The following is a 14,824-nucleotide window of genomic DNA, read 5'->3' on the forward strand; positions in this document are numbered from 1 at the left end:
GCGCACCAGCGGCCACGGCCAGCACCTGACGGTGGTGGCGAGGATGCCTCCACGCAGGCTGGAAGTCTGCGCCACTGGGAGCGCGTGCAGCCTGGCCTAACGCAGCGCGATATGTGGGTAATGCATAGCCCGCTGGGGGCGGGAACCAGCGGGGGCGAATGGCTCCCGCTGTCGGGGATTGGTAAAGGGGAGCGGTACGCCGCTGAAGACGACACGGCGGGTTGGCGCAGGTAGCGAGCGCACCGGAGGCGCACACTTTCAGATTCGTACTTACACATCGTAGTGTAGCATTCAGGTGGCGCCAGAGCGTGTCCTATGACTCCTGGTAAGCTGGATTTAATATGCGACAGCGGGTAAACGCTCTCACCATTGGCAGGGAGAGACGCACAGACGTGCGCCCCTGGAGCGACAGAGATCATTACCCGGCGAAATGTCGGATCAGACTCCCCATCCAATGGATAGCACGCCAGTAGTCGGCGAGTCGGATGTTCTCGTTCGGGGAGTGAACGCGTGTGCCGTGGTAACCGCAGCCGGCACCGCTGGCGACGGGTGTGCCCAATGCTGTACACAGCGGGTAGACCGGCCCGGTACCGGCCATGGTGGGGTAGAGGATGGGTTCACTGCCGTAGACCTCGCGGGCTGAGGCGAGCGCTGCCTGGACAATCGCTGCATCGAGCGGCCCACGAGCTGGATGTTCCCCACCCAAATCAATAATCTCGATGTCCGCAAAGCCCTCGGCGTCGAGATGCTGGCGTAACTGGTGCAACACTTCAGCCGGCTCCATATCCGGTACCAGGCGAAAATCGATCTTGGCGCGTGCTTCATTGGGCAGGACGGTTTTGCTGCCTTCGCCGGTATAACCACTCACCAACCCACAAATCGTACAGGTTGGTTCAAACAGATGGCGACGCAGACGATCCAGACCGCGCAGACCATCAAGAAATTCATCCAGACCAAAATCGGCTAGTAATTCCTCATCATTGGTTGGGATGGTGGTCAGAGCGGCCAGATCGGCGGCTGAGGGGGGCCGGACGCGGTCGTAGAAGCCAGGGATGCGCACCCGACCATCGGGGCCTTTGAGTGTGTTGAGTGCCCAGGTCAGCCGCCAGGCCGGGTTTGGTACGAAGGTCGCATACGAGGAGTGGAGATCGTAGCTGGCACCACGGGCCACCAGTTCGACGTACTGAATACCTTTGGCGCCACAGGTTACGACCGGTCGTTCGTTAATGTCAACCCCGCCTGTCTCCCAGAGACAGCCATCGGCGCGGAGGAGGTCGGCATATTCGCGACAGACTGCCGGTAGAGTGCGCGAGCTAACCTCTTCTTCGCCTTCAACGGCGAAGATAATGCGGATCGGCAGTTCACCCTCAGTCGCCAGCCACGTCTCAATCGCCTGAATACGCAACATCAGGTTACCCTTATTGTCGGCAACACCACGTCCGTAGAGCTTACCGTCACGTTCGGTCAATTCAAAGGGTGGACTCTGCCACAACTCAAGCGGTTCAGCCGGCTGAACATCGTAGTGGTCGTAGATGAGCAGAGTGCGTGAGCCATTACCAATCGTGGCGTAGACCATCGGGTTGCCGCCGTCAGCCTGCAAGAGGCGGGTTTCGGCGCCTAACCGACGCAAGCGTTGTTCGACAAAGCTTGCCGTCTCGTCGATGCCACGGTTTTGGGCAGCCACCGAGGGTATACGTACAATGTCGGCCAATTCCGCCAGAAAGCGCGAGCGCTGGCTTTCCACGTAAGCTGCAAAACGTTCCATGAGCTGCTCCAATTGTACAAAAGCGGTTCAGGCAGTCATTATAGCACTGTCATTTCAGGGTGATACTGTCAGCGCCTCGGCATATATCTGCTCGATGCGCGTTACCATATCCGCGAACTGAAATTCGGTGACAGCGCGTTCGCGTCCGGCCAGTCCGAACGCCCGCGCCCGCTCCGGGTTACGCCAGAGTTCGGTCAGCGCTGCGGCCAGTGCTGGTGGATCGTCTGGCGGCACTACCAGACCGGTGCGCCGGTGCACTGTCACGTAGCTGGTACCGGTTCCCAGTTCGGTACAGATGACCGGTAAGCCGGCCAGTTGAGCCTCAATCTGCACGATCCCAAATGCCTCACTGCGTGCTACTGAAGGCAACACCAGTACATCGGCTAGCGCGTAGAGAGCACGCAACGTTGCCTGATCAACCTCTCCCAACACATGCACACGATGACGAATGCCTAATTCAGTGGCCAGGCGGATCACATCAGCACCGCGTACCGTCGCATCGCCGCCGGCAATCACCACGTGGCCAAAGGGTAGGAGAGCCAGGGCACGGATCAGGCGGTCTACTCCCTTGTAGTAGCGCAGGCGTCCCACGAACAACGCATTGGGGCCAGGAAAGCGCTGCCGAAGCATTGCCACCAAGCGTGGATCGGGCAACGACAGCGGTGGTATACCGAAGGGCACCACCCGCACACGTGCGCGATGACGCTGAAGCCATGGCGATGAACGCACCAGAAACGGACTGGTAGCAATAATCCGGGTAGCCCGGTGCAGGGTGCGCTCGATCAGAGGAGCGGTCAGCGTTCCCAGCACCCGTTGCCGCACAATATCGCTGTGGTAGGTGACGACCAGCGGCGATTGCACGGTCAGGAGGGCCAGATCGCCAAAGGGATAGGGGTGGTGAAAATGGATCAGATCGGGGCGCAGGCGTGGTACCTGCCAGAGGAGGGGGAGACTGATCGGCGCACGGGCCAGAGTTAACAGACGAGGGGTTGCCACCAGCTCGACACCGTTGCGCTGTGTCCGCCAGCCGCGTCGCCCCGGTGCGGCAAAGACGACCGTTACCCGATGACCACGTGCAGCCAGCGCTTCGCTCAACGCCTGGAGATGATATTCAATGCCACCCTGTATCGGTGGATAGTCTTTGTAGAATTGCACAATATGCATGGTGTGTATCTTACCAGCTTCTCCTGCCTTGATGGAGATTGTGCGTCACCACAGAGCCACCGCGGGCACAGAGGATGGAAGAGTCTCCGTGTGTTCCGTGCCTCGGTGGTGAACCACCAATCGAGCTTACCGCAACGGCACCGGTTTGTGTATCACCACAGAGCCACCGCGGGCACAGAGGATGGAAGAGTCTCCGTGTGTTCCGTGCCTCGGTGGTACACCACCACAGTGTATACAAGACATAACGCTCTTCACGAATGGCAACGATCCAATGAACAACGTAACTTCTATGTTACAATACGCCAGACAGTTTGATAGGCGGCATGAACTACGCCGCATCTCACAATGAGAGTATAACAAACAATGGATGCAGTGCTTGTCTTAGAAGATGGTCGCGTCTTTCCCGGTCGGTCGTTCGGCGCACCGGGTGAGCGTGTTGGCGAAGTTGTCTTTCACACCGGTATGACCGGCTATCAAGAGATTTTGACCGATCCCTCGTACTGCGGTCAACTGGTCACTATGACAGCACCACACATTGGGAATACCGGCGTCAACGATTTTGACCCGGAGTCGATCCAGCCACAGGTTGCCGGTTTTATTGTGCGCAGTTACAGTGAACACTACAGCTCATGGCGTGCGCGTGGCAGTCTCTCCCAACTGCTGCGCGACTATGGGATCGTGGCGATTAGCGATGTTGACACCCGTGCCCTTACCCGCCATATCCGTACCGCCGGGGCAATGCGTGGCATTATTTCTACAACCGGCGAGTCGATAGAGTCGTTGCTCGTGAAATGTCGGGCTGCGCCGCCGATGGCAGGGTTGGATTTAACGCAAGTGGTGACCTGTCCCGAACCGTACCATTGGGCAACCAACAGTATGCCGTTTACCCCACCCTACCCGAACGGCCCGGCGCAAGAGCTGAGATTCCATGTTGTTGCTTACGACTTCGGCCTCAAGCGCACCATATTGCGCCGTCTGGTCGATCATGGCTGTCGGGTAACGGTGGTACCGGCTACAACCTCACCCGAAGATGTACTGGCACTCCAGCCCGACGGTATCTTCTTCTCGAATGGGCCAGGCGATCCGGCAGCGGCGACCTATGCCGTAGCCACCCTGCGCTCGCTGCTCGGTAAACTCCCGATCTTCGGCATCTGCCTCGGCCACCAATTGATGGGGCTAGCCCTCGGCGGGCGCACCTACAAGCTGCCGTTTGGCCACCATGGCGCCAACCATCCGGTGCGCTATCTCCCCACCGGTCGGGTTGAGATCACCTCGCAAAATCATGGGTTTGCCGTCGATCCCGACTCATTGCCGGCAGGTGTTGTTTTGACCCATATAAACCTGAACGATCAGACCCTGGAGGGTTTTGATTATCCTGAATTGCAGTGCTTCAGTGTGCAGTACCACCCCGAAGCAGGGCCAGGGCCACACGATGCAACCTATCTCTTTGCCCGCTTTGCCGAGGCAATGGCTGCCCGCCGTGCGTAGGCGGAGTCAGGCCGGGAAGGTGGCCGGGGGAGAGACGGCCGCCTTCTGCGTTACCCATTCCTGCGCCAGACCGAATCATGATCATGACACCGTGCAGATGTAGAGCAGAACGCCATGAGCAGCGAACACGATCCCCGTAACCGGCTCAACGACCTCGATGCGCGGGAGTGGACATATGCGCTGCGTTCTGTCATCAGTACTGCGTATCCGACCCGCGGGCCGGAGAGCTTTGCCCACCATCTCCGTCGTCAGCACCCCTCGCCCAAACCGCCCCAACTTATGGCCGAACTCATCCGCTTCTTCACCCGCCAACATGGTCACGTGCTCGATCCGTTTGCCGGGGTTGGTGGTACGCTGATCGCCAGTTCGCTGGAGGGGCGCACGGCAGTCGGTATCGATCTGTCAGCCGAATATGCAACCATCTACCAGGCGGTTTGTGCCGAGCTACAGATTGCACCGCAAACCTATGTGGTTGGCGATGCCCGTAACCTGCTCGAACTGCCGGAGGTGCAGGGACGACCGTTTGATCTGATTCTGACCGATCCACCATACGCGGCCATGATGGCGCGTCCGAAAACCGGCGAACGGCGCAAACGCGGTCAGCCCGATCCCACGCCGTTCACAACATCAGCGGCGGATTTGGGCAATCTGCCATACCACAAGTTTATCGGTGAACTATGCACCATCCTCACCGCTGCGCTCCAGGTGTTGCGGCCCGGCGGGTATCTGGTGCTCTTCGCCAAAGACCTGCAACCCACTCCTGAGCACCACAACATGCTCCACGCCGATCTGGTGATTGCCCTGCGTCAGATACCGGGGCTTGAGTATCGTGGCTACCGGATATGGCACGACCAGAGTCAGCGACTGTACCCGTTTGGCTACCCGTATGCCTTCGTGGCCAATCAGATGCACCAGTTTATTCTGATCTTCCGCTGGCGGGGGGATGGGGTGAGGTTCTGATATTCCTTCCTTTCGGTTGTGCTGAAAGCAGGATTTGGTACGTGATTAACGTTCATCGGCCTGTCGAGTATCACGATGGCATAGCCTTGTGGCGGATTTACCAGGTTGTCGTGTTCTGTTACTTCTGGATGCGGTTTGCAGAGTGTTTCCTACAGGTGATACGTACTCGATATATTCCCAGAAGTATGGTTTCTTCACTCATCCCCCACTAAATAACAAGATGGCAATACACATAATTTGTGTGCGTGCAGTTACGTCATATCGACGACGATCATAGAATGTACTTGACATGCCTTATGTTCCCGGCTATGCTACTGAAAAGTGTGAAGAATATACCAGTACCATAGGACTTTTCGTGTGAATGGGGCAGAATTGGCTGAACTGGTGCTACGCAAACTACAAGAAGCTGGCTTTGTAGTAACGGAAGATAGTATCAATTACCCTTCAATCCTGGACAAGGATGGTCTGCGACAGATACACGAGCCAGCGGTTCAACTAGAAATCGCTTCCAGGAAAGAATGGCTTGATCGGAACCTGCCCAACTATCTTCGCTTCTTCGCCAATGGTGACGAAGTAATTCCGGAGCGCATCGATCCTGTATTGATTGAAGTAACTGAAACGCAACATCATAATCTCTTTCGTATTGCTCGCTTCCTCTGGTCACTGCCGTTCTCGAAGGGTTATGGCCGTCGCTTGCGCTGTTTGATCATGGATCGGTCTAACGGTAAATTGATCGGCCTTCTGGCACTGCAATCGCCACCGCTTAGCTTCCCGGCACGAGACCGCTTGTTTTGTTATCCGCCCGGTAGGAAGACTGAGATGGTGAATCAGACGATGGACATCCAAACATTAGGTGCGATACCACCGTATGATCGCCTGTTAGGTGGGAAATTGATTGCATTGGTGGTGGCTTCAAACGAAATTCGCCAGATGTACTGGCGGAAATATTCTGGACGAATGACCGAGATGGAACGGCGCATCTTGCCTCCCCATCTAGTTGCTCTGACAACGACCAGTGCCTTCGGGCGAAGCAGTCTGTATAACCGTCTCCGATTTAACGGCACCATTATTGCTGAGTCGCTTGGCTACACGGAAGGTTATGGCACGTTCCACTTGATGGAACTGTACCCTCTCTTTCGAGCATTTTTGGAACAGCAGGGAATTTCGACATACGGCGGTTTTGGTACTGGCCCACGTCGGAAATGGCAAATAATGGTCAGAGCATTGAACCGGTTAGGCTTCTCTGGTGACCTTCTCCGGCACGGTGTCAAACGAGAAGTATTTCTGTTTCGTCTGGTAGATAATCTTGAGTCATACATGGAAGGGCTTGATACCGAGCCGAAGTACCGTCATTTGCCATTCTCTGATCTCGTCGCCTGGTGGCGAAAACGCTGGCTCTTACCGCGATCAGAGCGTGTAAATGGCTGGCAAGAGTGGCGCAGAGAGGAAATCAGAAATCTGTTACTGGCTGATCAGGTAAAGGTTGAGCCATGACTGAGTCTGCAGAACGTCCCTTCGGTGAACTGCCGTCTGCCCTTGTAGATGAAATGCTCAAGCGTACCGAGAATCTCGGTCAGAAGTTACTGTACGATTTCGAGCAGGTGCGCACACGGCGCAACGAATGGCGAGAGGGGCTAAAACGTGCAGGCATGCTGCGTCGCGACGCCGAAGTTTCCTATGTTCCTATTCCTACAACCTGTGGCGTTGATGGCTCTTATGCAGTAGAACGGCTTCTGACCAGTGATCTGGTTGTAGCCGCTGCGGTGGCGGTTGAAGGCTTAACGCCACCTTCTGAAGCATGCCACTGGCCTGAACCTCGGCATCAGGTTTGGGTAGAAACAGAGGCCCACGAAGCTGAAACAAGTACTATTTTACGTGCTCTCATGATTGGCCTGGAGCTGGAACTGGCGTCACGTGCCCCGCACGAGATCGTCTTTCTTGATGGATCGCTCACGACGCCTCTTATCTATTTCAATCAGGCACTCAATAAAAGTCGTGACATTATCCATCTGCAAACCACAACGTACTTTCTCGAACGTGCATCCTCAATGTTAGAAGCCTATTTGACCGTGCTTTCCTCAAACCGAAGTGATCGGTGCTGGCTGGCGGTTCCAAAGTACACGACGAGGCGAGAGATTGGGCGAGTGATGGGCTGGCCAGACACTCACGATGATCGCGGACTCCTGAGCTTCTTGCTAGAGCCAGGCGAATACACTATACCTAGCGCGTTGCAGCAACCACCCGAACCATGGCATCTCAACACCGAGCCGCTCGCAGTCTTCGGTAGTCGAACAATTGCGGATATAGCTGATCAGATCGTTTCGGCACTTGGCGAGATTCAAGTTATCTACTATCGACCCTATCCGTGGTTACCAGCCCTCCGCTTAGAAATGAGTCGCGCTGTAGCCCAGAATACGGCACGTCTGGCAACGGTATTGCACGGTGTACGCTATCAATGCGGTGCACCAGCGGTTATGGAACCATTTCCCCTTTATCTGGCAGATCGGATGGTAAAGCATTTACCGAAGGCTATCCCCACCTTTCGGCAGGTAACCAGTCAGCATATCGCAGAGACATATCAGGGGAACGTTGACGATATTTTTTTGGGCCTGCATGGTTATCGTACTGAGTCAGGAGTATGATCTATGTCAACGAGCCTCAATGAACTGGTAGACAAGGCGGAACGCATTGGTGTCATAGGATCACCATCATCCACGAGCGAGTTAGCCCTGGATATCCTGGCTAGAGCCGTCGGCAAGAAGCTCGTTGGGGAACTGGCGCTTTTCCGCTATGACCAGGATGGCCTTCCTCATTATGCGCTCGGCCAGATCACCGAGGTAAGTATGCGTAACGTCTGGCATGAAGACCCTACAATGCGTAGCTTGATTCGCCAGCGCGGGAGTATAGATACCATTAGCGAGCGCCAGGATACGCATCTTGGTGAGATGGCCATCAGTGCAGTGTTTGCCGCAGGCCCAAATGGGTATCGTCCCAGCATTCTGGGCACAGTTCCGTCTACTGGTACGCCAATCTGTCTTGCTAACGACGAAGTGTTGTCCGAGTTGCTCTCGCCCTATCGAGATCAGCTTTTCTACCTGGGCCATGTTTACGGCTCAAAACCACTTCTGCCGCTGTGGTTCAAACATTTTGGCAGTGGTCCACAAGGTGCTGGCGAAGCCTACCATCTAGGTATCTTTGGTAAGACTGGCTCCGGCAAGTCAGTACTGGCTAAGATGATTTTGCTGGCGTATGCCCGGCATCCGCAGATGGCAATTCTGGTTATCGATCCCCAGGGAGAGTTTGCTAAAGAAGTTAGCGGAGAAGCCGTACCTGGTGGATTTCATTTACCGATGAAATCAGTACTGCATAGATTGGGAAAATTCGCGCAGGTCTACGGCGTACAGGATCTGGTGCTGGATCAGTGGGAATTATTTGCTCGGATTCTCTACGAGTCACCGTTCTTTGAACAACTGAGCATACCGAAAGGTGACAATCGACAGTTAGCCGCAGGGGTGCTATCTGATCGTTTGCGGCGCACAAAGGTGGCGTTAAAAGAGTTGCATACGCGAGAGTCTTTTGGACGTGCCTGGTCCATTCTCGGCGATGAAAATGTCCAAAAGATCTTCTATCGTACCGATGGATCACGCGCACGGTTTCAGTCGGTATACAGTCAAGCTAACGAAGATTTTTTCTTCCAGAGTTACTGGCTTCCGGTGACAAGGCTTTTTCGAGAGGATCGACCGAAAGCTCGCAAAGTTGAGTCATTACTGACAGGCTTATTTAATCTGGATCAGGCACGACGACCTCTAGTTGTGATCGACCTGTCAGTGGAACAGGCAACTCAAACGACCAACAGTTTAGGGCCAATGTTTGATGAACATTCATCTCAGCCTCAGAACATCCAGTTGTTCTGGAATGAGACAATTCAGGCATTAGTGATCAAACGGCTGTTGGAAGGTATTCGTACAGCAGCAGAATATGCTTACAGGCAGAACCGTAGTCTTAATACTCTGGTGCTGATGGATGAAGCTCACCGCCTGGCGCCCCGCGAAAATCCAGATAGTGATGAGCAACGTACAATACGGAGTATTCTGATCGATGCCGCCCGTACTACTCGCAAGTACGGATTGGGGTGGATGTTCATTAGTCAGACCCTCTCCAGTTTGCATCGCGAAATTCTGGAGCAGTTACGCATCTTTTTCTTCGGGTTCGGTCTGGGTATGGGGACAGAATTCAAAGCGCTGAGTGAGCTGGTTGGAGGCCGAAGTAAAGCTCTCGATCTTTATCAGTTGTTCAGAGATCCGCATTCGTCATTCGATACAGGTAGTCGAGAGTATTCATTTATGACCATCGGTCCGGTTTCACCACTCTCATTTGCCGGGACACCGCTGTTCTTCAACGCCTTTAATAAGGTGGAAGACTTTTTGAAAACGAATCGGTTGGGAACGTAGAGGAAGCATGTTGCAGTACCTTCCTACGATGTTTTCTTCTACCTTAGCCCTACCTGCCCCCGCTACGGCGCACTATACCCGCGTACGATGACCCGCACCTCGGCGATGCCCAGGCTGTTGAGGAATTGGGTGTAGTAGGTTTCGGCATCACGGGCGGCCTGTGACAAAATGCCTGACTCGATAGCAGCTTCTACCAGTGCGGCTTTTGCCTCGGCGTCAACGGATTGAAAGAATTGTTCGAGTTCGGTGCGCGGGCAGATGAAGCCGGGACAGAAATCGGTATTTTCGATGATCCGACTGTTAGCCAGATCGAGGGTCACCTGATCGGTGAAGACTTGTGGCGCCGGTAGGGTGATCTGGACCCGGCGGCCATCGCTGCTCACCCAGACATCTTCGGGGCGCAGTTGACTCAGATCGATACCGGCGGGCACCCGGCCCCGGATCAGCACCAGAAACTCCTGGCGTACTCCCAGATTGCGCAAAAATGTCGCCCAGCCACCCGGCGCATCGAGATGGCGGATTTCCACACCGGCGTAGTGCTCGATGAAAATCTGCTTATTCACGCGCCGCACGGCCTCTATGATCTGCGGCCCCACAGTGGTGGTTGAGGTAGCCTGCGGCGCAGATGGATTCTGAAACGCCTGGATAACACTCCAGATCAAAAAGATCACCGCAGCAATGGCGAACCCGTTCCAGATCAGTTTCAACGTGCGCATAGATGCATCCACCTCACGCTACGGGGTGAGCGGTTCGATAACGACGCGACTAAAACCAAGATCATCGATCAGCCAGCGTTCGAGGCGGCGGTAGGCAACTTCGCTGGCGATGCTGATCAATCCCTGATCACCAGCAACGCGCTGTTTGATGTCGGCGCGGGCCTGGGCCAGGGCCTGATTCTGGGCCGCTGTGATCTGACTGCCGAGCCAGCGGCGCGACTCGCCGATCACTTCAATCTCAATTGGATTCGGTTCGCCGGAAACCGTAGCCCGCGGCAATTGAATAAACAGAGCATTGCCGTCACGCCGAATCTGGGCCTGGCTTAGATCAACGGCCAGGCGAACCTCGGCGGTCACTTTCAGCGTGATCTCATCACGGCCAAAGAAGCTCTGCGCTCCGCTCACTGTCGTGACGGTTGTGACCGGGAACTTGATCGCCAGCTCGATTGACGGATCGATCCGGCGTAGATCGGGCAGCGGAATGAGCGTCGGGGCAGCCGCTGCCTGGGTTGGTGGCAATGGGGTAAATGTCGGTGGTGATGTCGGCCACGGCTCGGCTGCGACGGGCGTCGCGACTGGCGCCGGGCTGTGCCAGCCGCTGTTGACGAACACGAGCAGACCAATTATCGCGAGCGCCACCACGCCGCTCACCAGCCATTGGATTGGGCGCTGTTCCATCATGCATTCCACATGCTGCTACGCACGCAGCATGACATAATCGGTCGTGACTGCCGCAAGACGTTCCAGATCGACCTCAGCCCCACTCCCCGGCCCGGTTGGGACACTGAGGGTACTGTCGGGGTTGAGAGTGAACGGGTTGGTCACAATGTCCTGGTGGAAGTAGCGGTCATTCGCGCTGATGTCGCCGGGCAGGCTAAAGTTGGGCAGACTGGCCAGCCCGACGTTGGCAGCCCGCCCGATGCCGGTTTCGAGCATGCCGCCGCACCAGACCGGGATGCCGGCGGCATGTGCCAGATCGTGAATTCGCCGGGCAGCCGTAAAACCACCAACCCGCGACGGTTTGATATTGATTACGCCGCAGGCACCCAACTCAATTGCCCAGCGGGCATGATCTGGCGAGACAATACTCTCATCGAGACAAATCGGCGTGCGGAGCAGCCGTTGAAGTTTGGCGTGATCGATGATGTCATCATGCGCCAGGGGCTGCTCGATCAGCAACAGATCAAACTCGTCAAGCCGGGCTAACTGATCGGCCTGGTCGAGGGTGTAGATGCTGTTGGCATCAACCTGCAAGCGCAGATCGGGCCAGCGCTCGCGCACAGCCCGTGTTGGCTCGACATCCCAGCCTGGTTTGATCTTGAGTTTTACCCGCTGGTAACCGGCATTGACGTAACCGGCGACCACATCAAGCAACGCCTCTATCGACTCCTGGACACCGACACTGACGCCAACTTCGACCCGTTGCCGGGTGCCACCGAGCATTGTGCTCAGGCTCGTACCCTGTGTGCGCCCGAACAGATCCCAGGCGGCGAACTCAAGACCGGCCCGTGCCATGCGGTTGCCGCGCACACGGGTAAAGATCGCATCCACCTCCTCTGGCCGGCTCAGATCACGCCCCAGTAGCATCGGGGCCAGAATCTCGCGCATCATCACCCAGGCGGTAGATTGGGTCTCTTCGTTGTACCACGGCCCCACGCCAACCGGAGCTTCGCCCCAGCCCACTACTCCATCACTGTGCAGGGTCACAATCACCGAATGATTGGCCTCTTCCCGCCAGCCGCTCGTCTCGAAGGGTGCCCGGTATGGCAACCGGATCCGTCGCAATTCGATGGCCTCAATCCGCATCAACGCACCTCCAACAGCTCCACTTCAAAGATCAGAGTTGCTCCCGGCGGAATCACACCGCCCGCCCCGCGATTGCCGTAGGCCAACGCCGCCGGAATAATTAACTGACGACGCCCGCCAACCCGCATACCGGCAACCCCTTCATCCCAGCCACGGATAACCTGTCCTGCACCCAGCGGAAAGACAAACGGTTCCCCACGGCTGAGCGAGCTATCGAACATACTGCCGTCGGTGAGCCAGCCGGTGTAGTGGACGGTTACGGTGCGACCGGCCATGGCGGTTGCCCCATCACCAACTGTTAGATCGGCGTATTGCAGGCCACTGGCACTGGTCGTATACCGATCAGCCGGCAGGTCTTGCGGCGCTTCCGGTGGGCCGGGCAAAACCTCAACCAGCTCAACATCGAAGGTCAGGGTTGCGTTCGGTGGAATCACCGGCGGATACCCCATCGCTCCATAGCCGAGATGGGGCGGAATAATCAACCGCGCCTTGCCACCAACCCGCATCAGGCCAATCCCCTCATCCCAACCGGGAATGACCATCCCGACACCGAGGGGAAAGCGGATCGGCTCACCACGCTCATACGAACTATCAAACACACTGCCATCGGCCAGCATCCCGCGATAGTGAACAGCGACAATCGCACCGGGTTGGGGCTGCTCGCCATCACCGGCCTGAATTTCGACGTACTGGAGGCCACTTGCTGTGGTCATGATCGACTCCTGTCTGTTGAAGCCCTGGCGGGCACGAATACATACTACTGACCTTCCGAATTGGAGATCAGCGGAAGATACATCGTCTGTTCAAGCGCGATGGCGAACAGGCGCGGCCAGTATTTGCCGGTGACGTAGATCAACCCACGCTCTGGATCGTAGGCAATCCCGTTCAGCACGTCGGCGGCAGCACGCTCGGTGGGCGAGAGTAATCCACTCAGATCGAGAATACCAGTTACCTGACCGGTGTTCGGATCGATGCGCACAATCTGGTCGCTATACCAGACATTGGCGAAAATCGCGCCGTTGATATACTCCAGCTCATTCAAGCGGTCACGTGGTTGATCGCCAATCCTCACCGTGACCGTGCGCTCAATCACAAGCTGGCCCGTCGTGACCGTCGCTTCCGGATCGATAAAGTAGAGCGTCGCTGTGCCATCGCTCATAATCAGCGACGAGCCGTCGTAGGTTAAGCCCCAGCCTTCACGCGGCATAGTTGCCGGTGGCACCGGATAGATGAATGAACCGATCTGGTTGAAGGTGTCAACATCATAGATCAACCCGCGCTGGTTCTGCCAGGTCAGTTGAAAGATGCGATCACCAATTCGGGCAATCCCTTCCCCGTAAAAGGTCGGATCGCCGAGGCCAACGCTGCGCAACACCCGACCGGTCTCCAGCTCCACTTCGCGGAGCGACGAATTGGCGTAGTCGCCGGTTCCTTCAAACAGCCGGCCCGGCCCGGCAACGATCAGCCCCTGAGTCCATGCGCGCGGATCGTGGGGATAGGACGCAACAACCCGATACGGTAACAGGGGTGGGGTCTGAGCTGTGGTGTCGGCGGCGCCGACCAACGGCAACATCAGATGGGTGGCAGTCGGGGTGGGGGCCGGCACCTCGGCCAGGGGAGTTGCGATCAGGGTGGTTGGTGTTGGTGCAGGCTGATTGACGGGTGCAGAACCACACCCGACCAACAGACCTATCATCACCAATACCAGCCAACGCAACCGGTTCACGGGTACGCCCTTTCTGGTTTCATGCAAGCGGCATCTCAGCGACCCTTCAGCCTGTCTCGTTGTAGCCCAGGCTGAACAACAACTGCAAGCAGACCACTATTCGGCAGTGGTATTGTACCATCTTCAGCCGTGGTTGGAATACGTTGCGGCGGATACTTCCCCGCAGGGTTGCAACGTCATTCTCTGCCATCTGGTTGACAGATCATCACTACGCAAGGGAAAGAAATCCTCTTCAAAAGAGCCGTTCTTGTGCTACGATCATGGCTACAGACATCCAGTTTATCAGCGCAAGGAGGCGCGCCATGACGAACAAAACAAAAACGGCCGTTCCGGTCGAACAAGAAATTCGCTACTGGATGCGCACACCGGCTATCACCATCAACCTGGCCGCGCCACTCAGCGAAGCGCTGGCCCTGATGCGCGAGCACGACATCAGACGGCTACCAGTGGTGGTTGATACAGGTGAATTGCGCGGTATTATCACACAAGGCGATATTCGTGGCGCCGATATTATGCGGGTTGCCGGTCTCGATCCGGTCGATATTGCCCATGCTCTGCGAAATGTAAAGGTCTACGAGGTTATGACCGAAGACCCGATTGCGGTCACCCCGGAAACCGGTCTGCGCGAGGCGGCATTGTTGATGATCGAGAACAAGATCGGCGGTTTACCGGTGATTGACGAAAACAAGCGTGTGATTGGCATCATCACCGAGAGCGATCTGTTCGAGGCGCTGGTGCAGCAGCTTGA

Annotated in this window: 13 protein-coding genes and 1 pseudogene; 7 read left to right on the forward strand and 7 right to left on the reverse strand. The window is 56.4% G+C overall.

Annotated elements, in window-relative coordinates; translation table 11 throughout:
- A pseudogene (locus tag VAE55_RS15395) lies at positions 1-234 on the forward strand (hypothetical protein); the annotation flags it as partial.
- Between the two features lie 184 nt (positions 235-418).
- Here VAE55_RS15395 and VAE55_RS15400 read toward each other — a convergent pair.
- Entirely contained in the window at positions 419-1,765 is a 1,347-nt protein-coding gene (locus tag VAE55_RS15400) for a M20 family metallopeptidase (RefSeq protein ID WP_322816619.1), read from the reverse strand.
- Between the two features lie 54 nt (positions 1,766-1,819).
- Positions 1,820-2,929, reverse strand: a complete 1,110-nt coding sequence (locus tag VAE55_RS15405; RefSeq protein ID WP_322816620.1) for a glycosyltransferase — start codon at positions 2,927-2,929, stop codon at positions 1,820-1,822.
- Positions 2,930-3,292: 363 nt separating this feature from the next.
- Here VAE55_RS15405 and carA point away from each other — a divergent pair, with 363 nt between their 5' ends.
- The 5 genes from carA (at position 3,293) to VAE55_RS15430 (ending at position 9,828) form a co-directional block, all read left to right on the forward strand.
- Positions 3,293-4,417: a glutamine-hydrolyzing carbamoyl-phosphate synthase small subunit gene (gene carA, locus VAE55_RS15410; protein WP_322816621.1), complete on the forward strand. Its 1,125-nt coding sequence runs from the start codon at positions 3,293-3,295 to the stop codon at positions 4,415-4,417.
- 114 nt (positions 4,418-4,531) lie between these two features.
- Complete coding sequence (locus VAE55_RS15415; protein ID WP_322816622.1) at positions 4,532-5,377, forward strand: TRM11 family SAM-dependent methyltransferase; 846 nt, start codon at positions 4,532-4,534, stop codon at positions 5,375-5,377.
- Between the two features lie 357 nt (positions 5,378-5,734).
- Complete coding sequence (locus VAE55_RS15420) at positions 5,735-6,871, forward strand: Druantia anti-phage system protein DruA (RefSeq protein WP_322816623.1); 1,137 nt, start codon at positions 5,735-5,737, stop codon at positions 6,869-6,871.
- Entirely contained in the window at positions 6,868-8,019 is a 1,152-nt protein-coding gene (locus VAE55_RS15425) for a DNA double-strand break repair nuclease NurA (RefSeq protein ID WP_322816624.1), read from the forward strand. The genes VAE55_RS15420 and VAE55_RS15425 overlap by 4 nt, the downstream gene beginning before the upstream one ends.
- Positions 8,020-8,022: 3 nt before the next feature.
- Complete coding sequence (locus VAE55_RS15430) at positions 8,023-9,828, forward strand: ATP-binding protein (RefSeq protein WP_322816625.1); 1,806 nt, start codon at positions 8,023-8,025, stop codon at positions 9,826-9,828.
- 62 nt (positions 9,829-9,890) lie between these two features.
- On the opposite strand, the gene VAE55_RS15435 is transcribed toward VAE55_RS15430, so the two are convergent.
- From VAE55_RS15435 to VAE55_RS15455, 5 genes are read right to left on the reverse strand one after another with little or no spacing between them, the layout of a single operon-like run.
- Positions 9,891-10,544 (reverse strand): DUF4230 domain-containing protein, encoded by a 654-nt coding sequence (locus VAE55_RS15435; protein WP_322816626.1) that lies wholly within the window; start codon positions 10,542-10,544, stop codon positions 9,891-9,893.
- Positions 10,545-10,562: 18 nt separating this feature from the next.
- The gene (locus VAE55_RS15440; protein WP_322816627.1) at positions 10,563-11,225 is read right to left on the reverse strand and encodes a DUF4230 domain-containing protein; all 663 of its coding nucleotides are present in this window, start codon (positions 11,223-11,225) and stop codon (positions 10,563-10,565) included.
- Between the two features lie 15 nt (positions 11,226-11,240).
- Positions 11,241-12,350 (reverse strand): o-succinylbenzoate synthase, encoded by a 1,110-nt coding sequence (gene menC, locus VAE55_RS15445; RefSeq protein WP_322816628.1) that lies wholly within the window; start codon positions 12,348-12,350, stop codon positions 11,241-11,243.
- Positions 12,350-13,063, reverse strand: a complete 714-nt coding sequence (locus tag VAE55_RS15450) for an FKBP-type peptidyl-prolyl cis-trans isomerase (RefSeq protein WP_322816629.1) — start codon at positions 13,061-13,063, stop codon at positions 12,350-12,352. The genes menC and VAE55_RS15450 overlap by 1 nt, the downstream gene beginning before the upstream one ends.
- Before the next feature lie 44 nt (positions 13,064-13,107).
- Positions 13,108-14,076 (reverse strand): glutaminyl-peptide cyclotransferase, encoded by a 969-nt coding sequence (locus tag VAE55_RS15455; protein ID WP_322816630.1) that lies wholly within the window; start codon positions 14,074-14,076, stop codon positions 13,108-13,110.
- Between the two features lie 302 nt (positions 14,077-14,378).
- Here VAE55_RS15455 and VAE55_RS15460 point away from each other — a divergent pair.
- Positions 14,379-14,824: CBS domain-containing protein (locus VAE55_RS15460; RefSeq protein ID WP_322816631.1), on the forward strand; the 446-nt coding region annotated here is incomplete at its 3' end.

This window comes from Chloroflexus sp. (genome assembly GCF_034432675.1).
GTDB lineage: Bacteria > Chloroflexota > Chloroflexia > Chloroflexales > Chloroflexaceae > Chloroflexus.